Source organism: Reyranella sp., from assembly GCF_004296935.1.
Taxonomy (GTDB): domain Bacteria; phylum Pseudomonadota; class Alphaproteobacteria; order Reyranellales; family Reyranellaceae; genus Reyranella.
This window is the reverse complement of sequence record NZ_SCVH01000163.1, coordinates 1-17,659: the sequence shown is the minus strand read 5'-3', so window position 1 is coordinate 17,659 and position 17,659 is coordinate 1. Positions and strand designations below refer to the sequence as shown.

Here is a 17,659-nt window from a genome sequence, read left to right as displayed (position 1 = left end):
GAAAGTCCATGAGCGAAGACGCGCAATTCACCCATGCGCATATGGTGCGCTTCGAGCGCCTGTTGCCGGGCCCGCTCGAGCGCACGTGGCAGATGCTGACGGAAGCAAGCCTGCTGCCGGGCTGGTATGGCGAGGGCCGCATCGAGCCCAGGATCGGCGGCACCGTCGAGTTGATGGGCGGCCATATCCGCGGGACCGTCACGCAGTGGCTGCCGCCGCTGCGGCTCGCCTACAGCTGGAACGTGTTCAATCCCGGCGACGAGGTCTCGCCCTACCCCGAGTCCTTCCTGGCCCTGGACCTGAAAGCCGCGGGTAGCGATACCGCCCTCACCCTCACGCACCTGCCCGTGCTCGAGCGCTTTGTGAAGCTGAACGCCATGGGCTGGCACACCTATCTCGACATGGTGGCCGCGGCGCTGCGCGGCGAGCCGGTGGCGCCGCGCGACGCCTACATGACGCGCAACGCGAAAACCTACGGCATCGACCTCGCCAACCCGCTGAGCTGATTGCTCAGAGCGACGGCTCCGCGTCGGCGTCTGATTTCACGAGGAAATGGGCGTTGGCCGTCGCGACCGGCTTGGAGCGGTCGTCCTGCCAGGCCTCGGCGAAGACGTTCACCATGCGCCGGCCCTGCTTGGTCACCTTGGCTGCGGCGATAACGTCGACCGGGCGCGCCGAGCGCAGGTAATCGACCGTGATGTTGACGATCTTCGGCACCGTCTCGGTCTCGGTCTCCCACAGAAGATGGAAGATCGCCGCCATCTCCAGCATGGCACCCAGGGTGCCGCCGTGGATTGCCGGCAGGAAGGTGTTGCCGATCAGATCGCCGTGGTAGCGCATGCGCGTCAGTAGCTCGCCGGTGCCATTCTCAGGGGCGATCCTCATCCAGCGCGCATAGGGGATCGCTTCGGCGAGGCGTCCCACCTCGCCCGCCTTCCGGGCCTCCGCCAGCCGCTCGAGCAACGCGCTCATATCTTTGTTTCCGCGCCGATCGACTGCGCCCGCGTAACCTTGCCCTTGGTGCCCAGCATGAAAGTCCCGGCGGCGGCCGCGATCGGGTCCCTGGCGTCACCGTGATGGGCGAAGGCGCGCGTGAAGGCGACCGAGCTGGTGATGCGGTAGCACTCCGCCTCGGCGATCACCGGCTTGCCCGGTGTCGCGGGCTTGGCGTAGTCGATGCGCAAATCGAGCGTGGCAAAGGGCATCGGTTCCTTCAGCATGGTGGCGACGGCCATGCCGCAGCAGCCGTCGAGCATTGCCGTCAGCGGCCCACCCGCGAGCACGCCGGTCTCGGGATTGCCCACCAGCTCCTCGCGCCATTCGAGCTGCATCGAGGCAAAGCCGCGGCGGGCGTCGATCACCTTGAGGCCCAACGCCTTGTTGTGCGGAATGGTGTCGGAGAACCATTTCTGGAACAGCGCGATGCGTTCGTCCCTTTCCATCTAAAACCCCATCTGGCGGGCGGCGAGATCCTTCATGATCTCGACCGAGCCGCCGCCGATCGACATTACCTTGGTCTCGCGATAGATGCGCTCGACCTTGGCGCCGCGCAGGTAGCCTGCGCCGCCAAAGACCTGCATCGCCTCGTTGGCGCAGAACTCCATGGTCGAAGTCGCGAGGTTCTTCAGCATGCAGATATCCGCCACCGGCTTCTCACCCTGGCCGACCCGCCAGGCCAGCAGCTCGAGCGTCGACTTAACGGCATTGATGCGCATCGCCATGTCGACCAGGCGATGGCGCACGACCTGGTTGGCGATCAGCGGCTTGCCGAAGGTGTGGCGCTCGCGTGCGTAGGCGATCGCCTCGTCGAGGCAAACCTTGGCATAGCCGCAGGCGCCGGCCGCCATGCCGAGCCGCTCCTGGTTGAAGTTCAGCATGATGCCGATGAAGCCACGGTTCTCCTCGCCGATCAGGTTTTCGACCGGCACGTGCACATTGTCGAAGAACAATTGCGCGGTGTCGGAGGCCCACCAGCCCATCTTCTTGAGCTTGGTGCGCGCGAAACCCTCGCGGTCGCGCTCGATCAGCAGCAGCGAAACGCCTGAAGCCCCCGCCCCGCCGGTGCGGACGGCGACGGTGTAGTAGTCGGCGCGCATGCCCGAGGTGATGAACATCTTCGAGCCGTTGACGACATAGTGGTCGCCCTCGCGCCGCGCCGTAGTCTTGAGGTTGGCGACGTCGGAGCCGCCCGAGGGCTCGGTGATGGCCAACGCACTGATCTTCTCGCCGGCCAGCACCTCGGGCAGGACCTTGCGCTTCATCCATTCCGGACCGAGCGCGGCGATGGGGGGCGAGCCGATCGTGTGGCTGTTGAGGCTGGCGTTGAGCCCGCCGCTGCCATGGCGCGCCATCTCCTCGGCCTTGATGATCCCGAAGAACGGGTCGGTCGGTACCCCGCCGTAGGCCTCCGGAAAACCGAGTTGCAGCAGCCCTGCAGCCGAGGCCTTGCGGTAAAGCTCGCGCGGAAACTCCTCCGCCTCGTCCCATTGGTCGACATGGGGCATCAGCTCGCGCTCGACGAAGCGACGGACGGTGTCGCGGAAGGCCTCATGCTCCTCGGTATAGAAGGGCGACGGCGGCCTGCCCGGCGGGGCCAATTGGGCGGCGAGCGACATCGAATTCTCCACGAGAAAGATGGGGTTCGGCCACAGTACCGCGCCGGCAGCGGAAATCCATTGACTCCCGGATGCACGGCCATGTCTTATGACCGCGCTTCGCGAGATTGGGCCAAAAAACAAGACAAGCGCGAGGCCGGGAAACGGCCGGAGTACAGGGTAGGAGAATGCTTGATTTCATCCAGCAGCTGGTGAGCGGCATCGCGCTCGGCTGCGTCTATGGCCTCATCGCGCTGGGCTTCGTGCTCATCTACAAGGCGACCGAAGTCGTTAATTTCGCCCAAGGCGACCTGATGATGCTGGGCGGCTTTTTCGTCTTCACCTTCATCGGGCTGATGGGCCTCGATTACTGGCTCGGCTTCCTGTTCGCCGTCTGCGGCATGGCCGTGTTCGGCATGGCGACGGAACGCATCCTGGTCAGGCCGATCCTGGGTTACCCGCAGTTTTCCATCGTCATGGCGACGATCGGGCTGGGCTATTTCCTGCGCTCCATCGCCGGCATGATCTGGGGCACCGACGATCTGCGGATCGAAACACCGTTCTCGGCCGGCGTCCTCAAGGTCGGCGACCTCGTGCTGGCGCACGACAAGCTGTCGGTGATCGTGGCCACCGTCATCCTGTGCGGCGTGCTCTATGCCTTCTTCAACTACACGCGCATGGGCACCGCCATGCGGGCCACGTCGGAGAACATGCTGGCTGCCTATTACATGGGCATTCCGGTCAAGCGCGTGGTGTCGCTGATCTGGGCGATCAGCGCCGCGGTCGCGGCCTGCGCCGGCGTGTTGCTGGCGCCGATCACCTTCATCCATTCGAACGTCGGCCTTGTCCTCGGGCTGAAAGCCTTCCCGGCCGCCGTGCTGGGCGGCTTCGGCTCGATCCCCGGGGCGCTGGTCGGCGGACTGATCATCGGTGTCATCGAGAGCCTGGCCGGCTTCTACCTGCCGCAGGGCTGGAAGGACATCGCGCCGTACATCGTGCTGCTCGTCATGCTGGTGGTCCGGCCGCATGGCCTGTTCGGTCCCAGCATGCGCAAGAAGGTCTGAGCTCATGCGTTTCGTCTTCAAGACCGACTACGACCAGGACATCCGCATCCTGAAGCACAGCGGCTACTGGTGGTCGTATGGCGTGCTGCTGGCGGTGCTGATCGCCGCCCCCTTCCTGCTCGGCAGCTACCTGCAGAGCCAGCTCGTGTTCGTCTTCATCTACGCCATCGTCGGCGTGGCGCTGATGATCCTCACCGGCTTCACCGGCCAAGCCTCCCTGGGACACGCCGCTTTCCTGGCGATCGGCGCCTACACCGCCGGCTTCCTGCAGAGCCACGGCGTGCCGTTCATCGTCTACTTCCCGACGGCGGCGATTCTGACGGGTGTGGTCGGGGCCCTGGTCGGATTCCCCGCGCTCAGGCTCACCGGCATCTATCTCGTGATCGCGACCATCGCCTTCGCCTTCATCGTCGAGGAAGTCCTTGCCCGCTGGGAGTCGGTGACCCACGGCAACGAGGGCATGCGGGTGCGCGCCCTCGACCTCGCGGGCATTCCGGTGCCGCGCGACAGCGAGGCCTTCTACTTTCTCTGCCTGCTGGTGCTGGTGGGCGTGATCCTGCTGGCGCTCAATCTTCTGCGCTCGCCGACCGGGCGCGCCTTCGTCGCCATCCGCGACAGCGAAACCGCCGGCAAGAGCATGGGCATCGACCTCGCCGCCTACAAGGTGAAGTCGTTCGCCATCAGCGCCGCCATCACCGGCATGGCGGGCGTGCTGTTTGCCCACAAGATGACCTTCATCAGCCCCGAGATGTTCACCCTGCTGCTCTCCATCGAGTTCATCATGGTGATCATCATTGGCGGCGCCTTCGGCGTGCATGGCGCGATCCTGGGCGCGATCTTCATGGTCATGGTCGATCCGTTCCTGACGGCGCTCAAGGACGACGTCCCGGTGCTGGCGGCCAGCGTCGCCTCGTCGTTCGGCATGGCACAGGACGCCGCAACGCAGCTGCAGGACAAGCTTTCCAAGATCGGTTCGGCGGCCGGCCTCAAGGGCGCGATCTACGGTCTCATCATCATGATGTTCATCCTGTTCGAGCCCTATGGCCTCTACGGCCGCTGGCTCAAGGTGAAGCTGTTCTTCCAGCTTTTCCCGCTCTACAAGCGCGCGACCTTCAAGCGGCAGAAGACCTACGTGAAGTCGGAGCGCAACCGATGAGCTTCTTCACGGTCGACGGCATCTCGCTGCAGTTCGGCGGCCTCAAGGCGGTCGACAACGTGAGCTTCAGCGTCGCCAAGGGCGAGATCTTCACCGTCATCGGCCCCAACGGCGCCGGGAAAACCTCGATCTTCAACCTGATCTCCAGGCTCTACAATCCGACCTCGGGCAAGCTGTTCTTCGAGGGCCGCGACATCACCGAGGTGCCGCCGCACCAGATCGCCAAGCTCGGCATCGCGCGCACCTTCCAGAACATCGAGCTGTTCGAGAACGCCACCATGCTGGCCAACCTGCTGGTCGGCCGGCATTGCCACGCGACCACGCAGATGTGGCAGGAGATGCTGTTCCTTCCCTCGGTGCGGCGCGCCGAGAAGGACCACCGGCGCAAGGTCGAGGAGGTCATCGAGTTCCTCGACCTGCAGGCCTACCGCGAAAAGCTTATCGCCGGCCTGCCCTACGGCGTGCGCAAGGTGATCGAGGTGGCGCGCGCGCTCTGCTCGGAACCCAAGCTCATTCTCCTCGACGAACCGTCGTCCGGCCTCAACGTCGAGGAGACCGACGACATGTCATTCTGGATCCGCGACATCAGGAGTGAGCTCGGCATCACCGTGCTGATGGTCGAACACGACATGACCCTGGTGAATCGTGTGTCGGATCGCGTACTGGCGTTGAACTACGGCAAGGTGCTGGCCTCGGGCACGCCGTCGGAGGTGCAGGCGCATCCCGACGTCATCGCGGCCTACCTCGGCGCCTGAGCGGAGCGAACATGCCTCTGGATACCGACACTTCCGAGCCGATCCTCAAGGTCAGCAACATCGAGAGCTACTACGGCCCGATCATGGCGATCCGCGGCGTCAGCCTGTCGGTGCCGCGCGGCAAGATCATCACGGTGCTGGGCGCCAACGGTGCCGGCAAGACCACCATCCTGAAGACGATCTCCGGCGTGCTCGACCCGCAGAAGGGCTCGATCGAATTCGAAGGCAAGCCGATCCAGCGCATCGACGCCGACAAGATCGTGCGACTGGGCCTCAGCCACGTTCCCGAGGGCCGCGAGGTCTTCCCGTTCCTGTCGGTGCGCGAGAACCTGGCGATGGGCGCCTTCCTGCGCAGTGACAAGGACGGCGTCGCCCAGGACCTCGAGCGGGTGTTCGCATATTTCCCGCGACTGAAGGAGCGCATCGACCAGCCGGCCGGGTCGTTGTCCGGCGGCGAGCAGCAGATGCTGGCGATCAGCCGTGCCCTGATGAATAGGCCGAAGCTGCTGCTGCTCGACGAGCCCTCGCTGGGGCTGTCGCCGATCCTGGTCAAGGAGATCTTCAGCATCATCAAGCGCGTCAACGTCGAGCAAGGCACGTCGATCCTGCTGGTCGAGCAGAACGCCAAAATGGCGCTCGAGACCGCGCACTACGGCTACGTCCTCGAAGTCGGCCGCGTGGTGATGGACGATACCTGCGAACGGTTGATGAGCAGCAAGGACATCCAGGAATTCTACCTCGGCGCCAAGGAAGAAAGTGCGCGCGGCGAACGCCGCTGGAAAAAGAAGAAGAACTGGCGCTGACGACCAGGGAGGCAAGCGGACCATGGCCCACAAAGCGACGCTGACGGTTGCAGAAACCCTGCCCAAGAGCTTCGTGCTGTCGTGCACGACACGCGGCGACAAGCCGGCAATGCGCGAGAAGCTCTACGGCATCTGGAACGCCATCTCATGGACCCAGTGGCTGGAGCGTTCACGCGCCATCACTTACGCTTTGCACTCCATCGGCTTCCGCCCCGGCGACGTGGCCTCGGTGCTGGCCAATACGGTGCCGGAGTGGAACTACGCCGATTTCGGCATCCTGTGCGCCGGTGGCGTCTCGTCGGGCATCTACCCGACCGATTCGGCCAAGCAGGTCGAGTACCTGATCAACGATTCCCGCACCGTGGTGCTGTTCGTCGAGGACGACGAGCAGCTCGACAAGGCGCTCGAGGTCCGCGATCGCTGTCCGACGCTGAAGAAGATCGTGGTGTTCGACATGGAAGGCCTCACCACCTTCAGCGATCCCATGGTCGTGTCGCTAGACGAATTCATCGCGACCGGGCGTAACTACGCCCAGGGCAAGGAAGGCCTGTTCGACGAACTGGTCGCCGCGCGCAAGCCCGACGATCTCGCCATCCTGGTCTATACCTCGGGCACGACGGGGCCGCCCAAGGGCGCCATGCACAGCCATCACAACGTCGTCTACACCATGCAGAATTGCATGCACCCCGATCTGTCGCTCTCCTGGTACGAAGGCGACGAGCGGCTGGCGTTCCTGCCGCTCTGCCATGTCGCCGAGCGCGTCGCCGGCAGCTACTACTCGGTCGCGACAGGCGTCTGCAGCAACTTTGCCGAGAGCCCCGAGACGGTGCCCGACAACATCCGCGAAGTGCAGCCGACCCTGTTCGGCGCCGTGCCGCGGGTCTGGGAGAAGTTCTACGCCGGCATCATGATCGCGCTCAAGGACGCCACGCCGCTGCAGCGCTGGGCCTACAAGAAGGCAATCGACGCGGGCTTCGCCGTCGCCGACGCAAGACTCGCCCAGCGCGAGCCTTCTATGCTGCAGAAGCTCAACTTCCAGATCGCCTACTGGCTGGTGCTAAAGAACATCCGCCGGATGATCGGGCTCGATCGCTGCCGCTGGCTGTTCACCGGCGCCGCCCCGATCTCGCCCGAACTGATCCGCTGGTACCTGGCGATGGGCCTCGACATGTACGAGGTCTACGGCCAGACGGAAAATTGCGGGCTGGCCACGGCGATGCCCGCCAACGCCATCAGACTCGGCACGGTCGGCAAGTCGGTGCCCTACGGCCAGGTCAAAATCTCCCCGGCTGGCGAGATCCTGATCAAGGGCGACATGGTGTTCATGGGCTACCTCAATCAGCCCGAGAAGACGGCCGAGACCCTCGACAAGGAGGGCTGGCTCCATACCGGCGACGTCGGCATGATCGACAATGAAGGCTATGTGAAGATCACCGACCGGATGAAGGACATCATCATCACGGCCGGCGGCAAGAACATCACGCCATCGGAAATCGAGAACCTGCTCAAGTTCTCGCCCTACATCAGCGATGCCGTGGTGATCGGCGACAAGCGGCCCTACCTCACCTGCCTGGTGATGATCGAGCGCGAGACGGTGGAGAAATTTGCCCAGGACCACGACGTGCCGTTCACCAACTACACGAGCTTGTGCCGTTCCAAGGAGGTTCAGGACTTGATCTGGGCCGAGATCGAGCGGGTCAACGCCAACTTCGCCAGGGTCGAGACCATCAAGCGGTTCTTCCTGATCGAGCAGCAGCTCACGCCCGAGGACGAGGAACTGACGCCGACCATGAAGCTGAAGCGCAGCTTCGTGAACACGAAGTACAAGCCGGAGATCGATGCGATGTATCGCGCCCAGGCGGCGTGATCGGACGCCGCGCCGGGCCTTTAATTTGGCCGCAGGCGTGGCATATTGACGTTAAGCCGGGGAACACCGGACGGGAGGGGGTCGGCGCCCGCTTCTCCCCTGTCTAGAGACGGGCGCCGCATTTAGGAGGCAACGCAATGAGACTTAGAGTCTTGAAACCGGCCCTGCTGGGCGTCGCGGTCGGCCTCGCCGCCCTGCCGGCGTTCGCACAGACCAAGGTAACCAACCAGGGCGTCACGACCACCGAGATCGTGCTCGGCACCCACCAGGACCTCAGCGGTCCGATCAAGGTGTGGGGCGTGCCGGTGCTCAACGGAATGCAGCTCGGGGTCGATGAGGTGAACGCCAAGGGCGGCATCAACGGGCGCAAGCTGCGTCTGGTCGCCGAGGACAGCCAGTACGATCCGAAGAAGGCCGTGCTGGCCAGCCAGAAGATGGTCGAGAAGGACAAGGTGTTCGCCATGGTCGGCCCGATGGGCTCGCCTACCGTGCTCGCCTCGCAGGACGTCCTGTTCGATGCCGGCGTGCCGCAGCTCTTCCCGCTGACGGCGGCCGAATTCACCTTCAAGTTCGATCCGAAGAAGCCGCAGGAGCGGCTGAAGTTCAACAACCTGCTGCCCTACGTCGAGAGCACGCGGGCAGCCGTGAAATACATGATCGAATGGAAGAAGCCCAAGGCGGCCTGCATCATGTACCAGGACGACGAATACGGTAAGAACGTGTTCGATGGCTTCACCCAGCAGCTCGACGCCATGAAGATGAAGGCGGCGTCGGTGACGACCTACAAGCGCGGTGCCTCGGACTTCAGTGCCCAGGCCGCCAAGATGAAGTCGGACGGCTGCGACCTCGTGCTGATGGGCACCGTGATCCGCGAGACGATCGGCCTGATGGCCGAGGCCAAGAAGATCGGCTTCGCGCCGGTCTGGCTCGGCGCCACGCCGGTCAACGTTCTCGAGATCCCGGCATTGGGCAAGGAACTGGTCGAAGGCCTCTACGCCGCGGCGGGCTTCGTGATCCCCTACCGCGACACCTCGACGGGCGCCGTCAAGGCGTGGTGCGAGGCCTACTTCAAGAAGTTCAATGTCGAACCAAACAGCCAGGCGGTCATCGGCTACAACGTCATCATGACCTTCGCCCACTATGCCCAGGTCGCGGGCAAGGACCTGACGGGGCAGAAGCTGCTCGACGCACTGGAGTCGGGCAGCGTGTACCAGGACATCTTCGCCTCGCCGCCGACCAAGTTCTCCAAGACCAACCATCTGGCGACGACGATCACCCAGGTGCAGGAGGTCAAGAACGGCCGCTGGGTGCTGGTCAAGGGCGACCTGCTCTTCTAGAGCGGCCACCTCATTCCGAAACGCCAGGCCCGGGCGGGCGACCGCCCGGGCTTTTCTTTGTCCGCCGTTCGTTCGCTCGATCGTGGCGATCAGCCCGCGGGCGGGGGCACCGGAACCTTGGCGTCGCGCAGCCTGTGCTGAAGCGTCGGTATCCCCTTGGCCGTATTGCCTTCCTCGCATTCGGCGATGGCGAAGCGCGCCCGGAGATCGGCCTCCTCGCCGCCGGAGTAGGTCGTGCCGAGGTCATCGCCGGTATCGCCGACATACTCGGAGTACAAGGTCGCCAGCTGGGTGCAGTAGGCCATGCCTTGCGCCGCTGTCATGCCCACCGGCGGGCCACCGGCCGTCTGGGTGCACGCCGCCACGATGAAAGGCGCGATCGCGCCGAAAAGAAGTCCCCTGAGCTTCGCCATGCGATCCTCCTCGCACACGAGGCTACTGCAATTGCCCGCTCCTCGGCTATGGTCCGTCGGACATGAGCGGTGAACTTTCCGGACGGGTGGCGATCGTCACAGGCGGCGCCTCGGGCATCGGCGCGGCGTCCGCAACGCTGCTGGCGGCGGCTGGCGCCACGGTCATCGTGGCCGATATCCAGGAAGGCCCGAACGCCAAGGGCGATGGCCCTGGCCGCTTCGTTGCCCACGACGTCGTCTCCGAGGATTCCTGGAAGGCCCTGCTCGCCGACGTGCTGAAGCGCGAGGGCCGCCTCGACATCATGGTCAACAACGCCGGCATCTCCGGCGGCTCGGGCAATCCCGAGACAACGACGGTCGAGAACTGGCAGAAGGTGCAGGCGGTCGACTCCGACGGCGTGTTCCTGGGCAGCAAATACGCCATCGAGGGCATGAAGAAGACCGGGCCAGGCAAGTCCGCCATCAAGGGTTCGATCGTCAACATCTCCTCGATCGCCGGCCTGATCGGCTCGGCGGGACCCACCGCCTATACCGCCGCCAAGGGCGCGGTGCGGCTGCTCAGCAAGAGCGTGGCGCTCTACTGTGCCGAGCAGAGATACGACATCCGCTGCAACTCGGTGCATCCGGGCGGCGTCGACACGGCGATCTTCAATCCGCTGTGGCAGATGGTGGGCCACGCCCAGGGCAAGGCCTTCATCGGCACGCGCCATCCCATTGGCCGCATGTCCGAAGCAAGCGAACTGGGTGAGGCCGTACTGTTCCTGGCCTCCGACCGTTCGAGCTTCGTCACCGGGGCGGAGATCGTGGCCGACGGCGCCATCACCGCAGGCCTGATGAGGAGGTCACTCCTTGCCCCGCCTTGAGAACAGGGTCGTATTGCTGAGCGGCGGCGCATCGGGCATCGGTGCCGAGACGGCGCGCCTCGTCGTGCGCGAGGGCGGCAAGGCGGTGCTCGCCGACCGCGACGAGGCCAAGGGCCTCGCGCTCGCCGCAGAACTGGGTACGGCGGCGCATTTCGTGCCGCTCGACGTCACCCAGGAGCCGAGTTGGCAGGCCGCCGTCGCGGCGACGGTCGAAAAGTTCGGCGCCCTGCACGGGCTCCTGAATGCTGCCGGCGTCGGCGTGCGCAACACCATCGAAGACTGCACGCTCGAGGAATACCGCCGTGTCAACGACATCAACTCGCTGGGCACTTTCCTCGGCTGCAAGCTGGCGATCCCGGCGATGAAAGCGTCGGGCGGCGGCTCGATCGTGAACATCTCCTCGGTGCTGGGACTGCGCGGCGCGGCCCACGCCATGGCCTACTCGGCCAGCAAGGGCGCGGTGCGGTCGCTCACCAAGAACGTGGCGCTGCATTGTGCCCAGATGAAGTACAACATCCGCTGCAACTCGGTGCATCCCGGCTACATCGACACGCCGATGATCGCGCCACGGCTCGAGCAGAACGTCGAGAATATGTCCGGCCGCCAGTTCCTCGAGGAGCTGCATCCGCTGGGCCGGCTCGGGCGGCCCGAGGAAGTGGCCAACATGATCCTGTTCCTGCTGTCGGACGAATCGACCTTCTCGACCGGCTCGGAATTCGTCTGCGACGGCGGACTGACGGCGTAGGGCAGCAGCCTAGGACTTCATCCCGGTGATCGAGGCGCTCATGGCACGCGGGTCGCGCTTGGGCCAGCGGCCTGCATCGACCTGGGCGATGAAATCGCCGACGATCCGGTTGAACTGGTCGGGATCCTCCAGATTGATGGTGTGGCCGCAGTTCGGCATCACCGCCAGCGCCGCCGAAGGGATCTCGCGCTTCATCAGCAGCGAGGGCGCGAGACACGGCCAGTCCTCGTCGCCGGTCAGGACCAGGGTCGGCACCGTCATCGCCCGCATCCCCTCGACGAGGTCGTAGAGCGAGGGTCGCCGACCCTGGCAGCCGATCTGGGTGTTGGCCGAGCCCAAGGCAGAATGCTCGGCCAGCTCCTTCTTGAATTGGGCGAAGCCGCGTGGGTCCTTGTTCTCGAACTGCACGCGCGTGGGTCCGTAGGCGTATTTCTCGGCGAAGGCCGGCATGCCCTCCTGCAGCAGCGACTTGGCCACGACCTCGACCTCGGCCCGGAACTTGGCCTGCTGGTCCTTCTCGGCGCCGTAGCCCACACCCGCCACCACCAGCGACAGGGCACGCTTGGGATGACGGAGACCGAAGTGCAGGCTGGCAAAGCCGCCCATGGAGAGGCCGACGACATGGGCCTTGTCGATCTTGAGATGATCCATCACCGCCAGGATGTCGTCTGTGGCGCGGTCCTGGCTGTAACTCTCGGGCTTTTCCGGCACGTCGGACGGCGGATAGCCGCGGGCGCCGTAGGTGATGCAGCGATGGCGCTGGCCGAAATGGCGCATCTGTAGTTCCCACGAGCGATGGTCGGCGGCGAACTCGTGGACGAAGACGATGGGCACCCCTGCCCCCGTTTCCTCGAACCAAAGTTTCACGCCGTCGTCGGTCCTGGCATATGGCATCGTTTTCCTCCGGGTCGGCCCCGACAATAGCTCATGTGGCGGGCGCCGGCGGCAGTGATAGGCTTCCGTCATGAGCGAGATCGGAACCGGCCTGCAAAACGCCACGGGCATCCGCAACGCGGTCGCCCGCGCCGGATATGCCTTCGTCGAAGCCTCGGACATGCGCACTGCCCTCGTCCGGTTCGGGGCGCTGGCCGACTGGCCTGAATTCGCCGAAAGCTGGGGCGATCTCGAGGTCGACACCTACATGGGCGACGGCGGCCGCTACCGCCGCCGGCGCTTCGCCGTCTATGCCGCCCCCCGACAGGGCGCGATCGTGCGCGGGCCGCATCAGCCGCACTACCAGGGGCTCGACTACAACACGCTGAACGGCGGCATCGAACGCTGGTTCAAGCCGGTCGCCGACGAGATCGGCGACGGCGCCTCGATGCGCACCATCCTGGAGTACTGCCGCGCCCTCTTCAGCAAGCTGGCACCCGACGCGATCAAGTGGCACGTCGAGGTCCATCAGTTCCGCATCGAGGCCAAGCCCGGCCAGCACGGCAAGCCGACGCCCGAAGGCATGCACAGGGACGGCGTCGACTATGTGCTGGTGCTGCTGATCGACCGCCGCAACATCCGGAGCGGCACCACGACGGTGCATGATCTCGACAAGCGCGCGCTCGGCAGCTTCACCCTCACAGATCCGCTCGATGCCGCCCTGGTCGACGATCGCCGCTGCTATCACGGCGTGACGCCGGTCGAGCCCGAGAACCCCGCACAGCCCGCCTATCGCGACGTGCTGGTGGTGACGTTCCGAAAGAAGACCTAAGCCGCGATCTGCATCCTGGCGACGGTGCAGCTGACCGCAAAGATCGGAACCGGCTCGCAGAACTGCACCGTGCCCTTCGCCCCTTTCGCCGCCGCCGCCGCGGCGATGAAAGTCCGGATCTCGAAGCCGCCCTGACCGCCGTCGCGATAGGTCTCGGCGTCGGTATAGGAGAGCAGCGCCTGGCGATCGTTGGCCGTCCAACGGCGCAGGAATTCCTGGTCCCAGGCGGCATTGATCTTCCCCGAATCGGGCGTTGCCGGCCAATGCGAGATGCCGCCGGTGCCGATCAGCGCGATGCGTTCCGGAACGGCATCCGCTGCCGCGCGTAAAGCCTCGCCGAAGGCCCAGGCGCGTGCCAGCGGCGCCAGCGGCGGGCCTTGGCAATTGATGTTGGCCGGGATGATCGGCAGATCGTAGTTGGGCGTCAGGAAATGGAGCGGCACCGAGATGCCGTGGTCGAATTTCCACTCCTCGGCATAGGCCACGTCCACCGTCTGCATCACCCGCTCGATCAGCTTGCGTGACAGCGCCTTGTTGCCCGGCACCGTGGTGCGCTTGATCCGCAGGAACGCCTCGTCCTCGATCGGCCCCTCGTAGCTGTCGGCCATGCCGATCGCGAAAGCCGGCATGTTGTTCATGAAGAAATTGGCGAAATGCTCGGCCGCGATCACCACCAGCGCATCCGGCTTCGTCGCGCGGATCTCCTCGCCCATGCGCCCGAAAGCCGCCTCCACCGCCTGACGCGTCTGGGTGTCGGCCCGCTCGGCGCGGGCGGTGATGCCGGGGGCGTGGCTGCAGGCGCCGCAATAGATCAGGGGCATCAGCGTTTCTCCCGTTCATTCTTCAAGCGGGCATCGTGCGCCTCGACGCCCTCGTAGCCGGTCGCGGCATAGACACCCTCGCGCACCTGGCCGTGGTCCTTCAATCCCTGCCGCATGCGCTCGAGATAGTCCGGCCATTCGATCTTGTGCAGGGCGGCGAAGTGCATCAGCAGCTGGCCGTTCACGCCCAGCACATAGAGCAACCCGATGTCGGGCTTTGTCAGTGCGCCCTTCTCCTCGTCCGTGAGCTGATACTCGGCCAGCACTGCATCCCTCCCCGCGGAAAAACGCTCGCGGGTGCGCGGGTCGCGGTTGAGCTCGTAGATCAGCTTCTGAACCTGATAGAGACTCATCAGTCGAGCTTCACGCCCGAGGTCTTCACGATCTCGCCCCAGCGCGCGCGTTCGGGCGGAATGAACGCGGTGAACGACGCCACGGAATTGCCGACCAGACGCACGCCGCGGGCGGCGAACTGCTCGACCATCTTGGGATCCTTCAGGATCTTCGCAGTCGCGGCGTTGAGCCTGTCCACGATCTCCTTGGGCGTGCCGGCCGGCGCCACCAGCGCGAACCACGACGACGCCTCGAAACCCGGCAGGCCCGCTTCGGCCGCCGTCGGCACGTCGGGCAGAATCGCCATGCGCTGCGGGGCGGCCCAGGCGAGCGCGGTCAGGGTGCCATTCCTGATGTGGCCGATGACCAGCGGCGGATTGTCGACGAGCCCGTCGATCTGGCCTGCGACGAGATCCTGAACCGCGGGTGCCGCGCCCTTGTAGGGCACGTGCGCCAACTTGATCTTGGCCGCCTGCTCCAGCAGCACGACGGCGAGATGGGTCGTGGTGCCGTTGCCGGCCGAGCCGAAGTTGAGCTTGCCGGGCTCGGCCTTGGCCTTGTCGATCAGCGCCTTCAGCGTCTTGAGGCCGGTCTTCGGGTTGACCACCACGATATTGGGCATGTCGCCCACCACGGTGATGGGGGCGAAGGCCTTGGCTGGATCGAACGGCATCTTGGAATAGAGGAACTCGTTGATCGTCAGGATGCCGGCCGAGGCCAGCAGCAGCGTGTAGCCGTCGGGATCGGCCTTGGCGACGAGATCGGCGCCGATGTTGCCGCCGGCGCCGGGCTTGTTCTCGATGATGACCTGCTGCCCCAGCGCCTCCTGCAGCCCGGGCTGGATCGCCCGCGCCAGCACGTCGGCAACGCCGCCCGGCGGGAACGGCGCCACGATGCGGATCGGCTTGGTTGGATAAGTCTGGGCACCGGCGGCCGTCGCGAACAGAACGCCGAGGACTCCGATCAATACGCTTATGCGCTTCATTGTTGTTTCCTCCCTGTTTTGCCGACTCTACCCCCCGATCGTCACGCCCGCATCGGCGATGAGGGTCTGGCCGGTGATGAAGGCGCCGGCCTTGCCGGCCAGCAGGACGGCGAGGCCCGCGATGTCATCAGGCTCGCCGATGCGGCGCAGCGGCGCGGTCGCCAGGCGCTTTTCGAGATACTTGGGATCGTCCCACAGCGCCTTGGCGAAGTCGGTCTTCACCAGGCCGGGGGCGATGGTGTTCACGCGGATATTGTCGGGCCCGTATTCCAGCGCGAGGTTGCGCGCGAGCTGCATGTCGGCCGCCTTGGAGATGCAGTAGGCGCCGATCACCGGCGATCCGCGCACGCCGCCGATCGACGACACGATCATGATCGAGCCGTCCTTCTTGGCCCGCATGTCGGGCAGGCAAAGGTTCACCATCCACATGTTGGACAGGATGTTGTTGTGCATCACCTTCATGAAGACGTCGTCGGGCAGCTTCTCGTTCGGCCCGTAGTAGGGATTGGATGCCGCATTGCACACCAGCACGTCGACCGGCCCGAGCTGCTTCTTCGTCTCGGCAAACAGCCGCTCGACCTGGGCCTTGTTGGAGATGTTGCAGGGGATCACCGTGGCCTGGCCGCCGGCCGCCCGGATCTCGGCCGCCGCCTCCTCGCAGGCCGGCGCCTTGCGCGACGACACCACGACCTTGGCGCCCTGGAGTGCCAGATGCATCGCAATCGACTTGCCGATGCCCTTGCTCGAGCCGGTGACGACGGCGACCTTGCCGGTGAGGTCGAAAAGCGGCGATGCCATTTGCGCGTTCCTCCAGATGTGTTGTCCAACAGATAGCAAATTAACGGGCATGAGGTGCCCGGAATCTGTCCGGGTCGGCGCGCTGGCGCCCGGCGCCGTTCCCGCTGTAGAATCCGCCAATGACCCCGCACCGATCGACGATCTGCAAGGGATGCTGGCAGCAGATGCGCGTACCCATACCGCTGAGGGGGGTGTTGTCGGTGCCGTTTCGCGTCTTCGGCATTCGTCCCAGCCGGATGAACCCGAACACCTGCACGATCTGCGAGCTCATGTTCACGCGGGTGATGAAGGCCCGCAAGGTCACCATCGATGCGACCATCCTGTTCGCCGACCTCCGGTCCTACACCAGCCTGTCCCAGTCGCTGTCCTCGGCCGAGATGGGCGGCCTGCTCGATTCCTTCTACGACGACTGCGCCAACGCGATCTGGCAGTTCGACGGTCTGCTCAACAAGACCATCGGCGACGCCGTGATGGCCGTTTTCAATTTTCCCATCCGGCAGGAGGATCACGCCCGGCAAGCGGTCCTCGCGGCGCGCGAGATCCAGCGGGCGTTTTACGCCAGACGGGCGGAGTTTTCCGGTCCGTCCGACGGGACGCTCAGCGTCGGCGTCGGCATTCATTCAGGTGAGCTCAGTTTCGGCGAGTTCGGCCGTTCCCATCGCGACCTGACGGCCATCGGCACGGTGGTCAATACCGCTTCGCGCGCCCAATCCGCCGCCGGCGCCGGCCAGATCCTGGTCACGCAGGCCGTCTACGAGCAGGCCCGATCCGAGCTGCCGGACAGCACCGCCAGGGAGTACGAGCTCAAGGGGTTCGACGCGCCCGTTCGGCTCTACGCCGCTTGAGGCTGCCATGACCCAGCTAAGCCTGCAGAACCCGCTGTTCGCCACCTACGCCATCGCCGCCACGCTGATGATCCTGAAGGCCGTCGGCATGTCGTGGCTCACCGTCGTGCGCATGATGCAGGAGAAGGGCGGCTTCCGCTCGCCGGAGGATCTCCGGAAGACTCCGCTCAACCCCGCCCCCGATCCGAAACAGCTCGAGCCCAACGAGCGCGTGGACCGCATCCGGCGGATCCAGATGAATGACCTGGAGAACCTGCCGTTCTTCCTGGTCGCGGGTTTCCTCTACGTCCTCACCGAGCCGTCGCTGCTGCTGGCGCGCCTGCTGCTCTACGGCTACGTGGCGTCGCGGCTGCTGCACTTCGCCGCCTATTTCACCGGCCAGACCCACGACATGCGCGCCACCTTGTGGACGGTGGGCTCGCTCATTCTGATCTTCATGACCGTCAGGACGCTCCTCGTGGCGCTCGGCGTCTAGATCGGGATGATATCAGTTCGAATCGGTTGGCAGATCTTCGCGGAGCTCCAATCATCGTCTTCCGGACCGCTCGCATCCCGCGCGCTCATGATCAAGAGCG

General features: G+C 65.1%; 21 protein-coding genes. 12 read left to right on the top strand and 9 right to left on the bottom strand.

All coding sequences use genetic code 11. From position 1 onward, the window contains the following. The first annotated feature begins 8 nt into the window (after nt 1-8). Nucleotides 9-506 carry an SRPBCC domain-containing protein gene (locus tag EPO55_RS23945; RefSeq protein ID WP_296339956.1) on the top strand — a complete coding sequence of 166 codons (498 nt, stop codon included), beginning with the start codon at nt 9-11 and terminating at the stop codon, nt 504-506. A 4-nt stretch (nt 507-510) separates the two neighbouring features. On the opposite strand, the gene EPO55_RS23940 is transcribed toward EPO55_RS23945, so the two are convergent. Genes EPO55_RS23940 through EPO55_RS23930 form a run of 3 tightly spaced genes read right to left on the bottom strand, consistent with a single transcriptional unit; the run spans nt 511 to nt 2,615 of the window. Beyond that, nucleotides 511-972 carry a PaaI family thioesterase gene (locus EPO55_RS23940; protein ID WP_296339955.1) on the bottom strand — a complete coding sequence of 154 codons (462 nt, stop codon included), beginning with the start codon at nt 970-972 and terminating at the stop codon, nt 511-513. After that, nucleotides 969-1,442, bottom strand: coding sequence for a PaaI family thioesterase (locus EPO55_RS23935; RefSeq protein WP_296339954.1), 474 nt, complete (start codon nt 1,440-1,442; stop codon nt 969-971). The genes EPO55_RS23940 and EPO55_RS23935 overlap by 4 nt, the downstream gene beginning before the upstream one ends. Then, the gene (locus tag EPO55_RS23930) at nt 1,443-2,615 is read right to left on the bottom strand and encodes an acyl-CoA dehydrogenase family protein (RefSeq protein ID WP_296339953.1); all 1,173 of its coding nucleotides are present in this window, start codon (nt 2,613-2,615) and stop codon (nt 1,443-1,445) included. 167 nt (nt 2,616-2,782) lie between these two features. Here EPO55_RS23930 and EPO55_RS23925 point away from each other — a divergent pair, with 167 nt between their 5' ends. The 6 genes from EPO55_RS23925 (at nt 2,783) to EPO55_RS23900 (ending at nt 9,576) form a co-directional block, all read left to right on the top strand. Beyond that, nucleotides 2,783-3,658: a branched-chain amino acid ABC transporter permease gene (locus tag EPO55_RS23925; protein WP_296339952.1), complete on the top strand. Its 876-nt coding sequence runs from the start codon at nt 2,783-2,785 to the stop codon at nt 3,656-3,658. Between the two features lie 4 nt (nt 3,659-3,662). Further along, nucleotides 3,663-4,814 carry a branched-chain amino acid ABC transporter permease gene (locus tag EPO55_RS23920; RefSeq protein WP_296339951.1) on the top strand — a complete coding sequence of 384 codons (1,152 nt, stop codon included), beginning with the start codon at nt 3,663-3,665 and terminating at the stop codon, nt 4,812-4,814. Continuing rightward, nucleotides 4,811-5,569, top strand: coding sequence for an ABC transporter ATP-binding protein (locus EPO55_RS23915; protein ID WP_296339949.1), 759 nt, complete (start codon nt 4,811-4,813; stop codon nt 5,567-5,569). Before EPO55_RS23920 ends, EPO55_RS23915 begins: the two co-directional genes overlap by 4 nt. An 11-nt stretch (nt 5,570-5,580) precedes the next feature. Further along, nucleotides 5,581-6,372 (top strand): ABC transporter ATP-binding protein, encoded by a 792-nt coding sequence (locus EPO55_RS23910; protein ID WP_296339947.1) that lies wholly within the window; start codon nt 5,581-5,583, stop codon nt 6,370-6,372. Nucleotides 6,373-6,394: 22 nt separating this feature from the next. Further along, nucleotides 6,395-8,239 carry an AMP-dependent synthetase/ligase gene (locus EPO55_RS23905; RefSeq protein ID WP_296339945.1) on the top strand — a complete coding sequence of 615 codons (1,845 nt, stop codon included), beginning with the start codon at nt 6,395-6,397 and terminating at the stop codon, nt 8,237-8,239. A gap of 137 nt (nt 8,240-8,376) precedes the next feature. Then, nucleotides 8,377-9,576 carry an ABC transporter substrate-binding protein gene (locus EPO55_RS23900; protein ID WP_296339944.1) on the top strand — a complete coding sequence of 400 codons (1,200 nt, stop codon included), beginning with the start codon at nt 8,377-8,379 and terminating at the stop codon, nt 9,574-9,576. Nucleotides 9,577-9,665: 89 nt separating this feature from the next. Here EPO55_RS23900 and EPO55_RS23895 read toward each other — a convergent pair whose 3' ends face one another. Continuing rightward, complete coding sequence (locus EPO55_RS23895) at nt 9,666-9,989, bottom strand: hypothetical protein (protein ID WP_296339942.1); 324 nt, start codon at nt 9,987-9,989, stop codon at nt 9,666-9,668. Nucleotides 9,990-10,051: 62 nt separating this feature from the next. On the opposite strand from EPO55_RS23895, the gene EPO55_RS23890 reads away from it, so the two are divergent. Together EPO55_RS23890 and EPO55_RS23885 are read left to right on the top strand one after the other, a co-directional pair. After that, entirely contained in the window at nt 10,052-10,852 is an 801-nt protein-coding gene (locus tag EPO55_RS23890; protein ID WP_296339940.1) for an SDR family oxidoreductase, read from the top strand. Further along, nucleotides 10,839-11,597: an SDR family oxidoreductase gene (locus tag EPO55_RS23885; RefSeq protein ID WP_296339938.1), complete on the top strand. Its 759-nt coding sequence runs from the start codon at nt 10,839-10,841 to the stop codon at nt 11,595-11,597. Before EPO55_RS23890 ends, EPO55_RS23885 begins: the two co-directional genes overlap by 14 nt. Before the next feature lie 9 nt (nt 11,598-11,606). Here the strand turns inward: EPO55_RS23885 and EPO55_RS23880 are convergent, their stop codons facing one another. Next, nucleotides 11,607-12,491: an alpha/beta hydrolase gene (locus tag EPO55_RS23880; RefSeq protein ID WP_296339937.1), complete on the bottom strand. Its 885-nt coding sequence runs from the start codon at nt 12,489-12,491 to the stop codon at nt 11,607-11,609. Nucleotides 12,492-12,561: 70 nt separating this feature from the next. Here EPO55_RS23880 and EPO55_RS23875 point away from each other — a divergent pair, with 70 nt between their 5' ends. Beyond that, nucleotides 12,562-13,302, top strand: a complete 741-nt coding sequence (locus tag EPO55_RS23875) for a 2OG-Fe dioxygenase family protein (RefSeq protein WP_296339936.1) — start codon at nt 12,562-12,564, stop codon at nt 13,300-13,302. Here EPO55_RS23875 and EPO55_RS23870 read toward each other — a convergent pair. The 4 genes from EPO55_RS23870 to EPO55_RS23855 are packed head-to-tail and all read right to left on the bottom strand — an operon-like array spanning nt 13,299 to nt 16,239. Continuing rightward, nucleotides 13,299-14,123, bottom strand: coding sequence for a hypothetical protein (locus EPO55_RS23870; protein ID WP_296339935.1), 825 nt, complete (start codon nt 14,121-14,123; stop codon nt 13,299-13,301). The genes EPO55_RS23875 and EPO55_RS23870 overlap by 4 nt on opposite strands. Continuing rightward, nucleotides 14,123-14,476: a hypothetical protein gene (locus tag EPO55_RS23865; protein ID WP_296339934.1), complete on the bottom strand. Its 354-nt coding sequence runs from the start codon at nt 14,474-14,476 to the stop codon at nt 14,123-14,125. The genes EPO55_RS23870 and EPO55_RS23865 overlap by 1 nt, the downstream gene beginning before the upstream one ends. Next, entirely contained in the window at nt 14,476-15,441 is a 966-nt protein-coding gene (locus EPO55_RS23860) for a tripartite tricarboxylate transporter substrate binding protein (protein WP_296339933.1), read from the bottom strand. The genes EPO55_RS23865 and EPO55_RS23860 overlap by 1 nt, the downstream gene beginning before the upstream one ends. Nucleotides 15,442-15,468: 27 nt before the next feature. Further along, nucleotides 15,469-16,239, bottom strand: coding sequence for an SDR family oxidoreductase (locus EPO55_RS23855; protein ID WP_296339932.1), 771 nt, complete (start codon nt 16,237-16,239; stop codon nt 15,469-15,471). A 119-nt stretch (nt 16,240-16,358) separates the two neighbouring features. Between EPO55_RS23855 and EPO55_RS23850 the strand changes: the two genes are divergently transcribed. Next, entirely contained in the window at nt 16,359-17,084 is a 726-nt protein-coding gene (locus EPO55_RS23850) for an adenylate/guanylate cyclase domain-containing protein (protein WP_296339930.1), read from the top strand. Nucleotides 17,085-17,091: 7 nt separating this feature from the next. Beyond that, a complete protein-coding gene (locus tag EPO55_RS23845) occupies nt 17,092-17,559 on the top strand; it encodes an MAPEG family protein (protein WP_296339929.1) in 468 nt (155 codons plus the stop codon). The last annotated feature ends 100 nt before the right edge of the window (nt 17,560-17,659 follow it).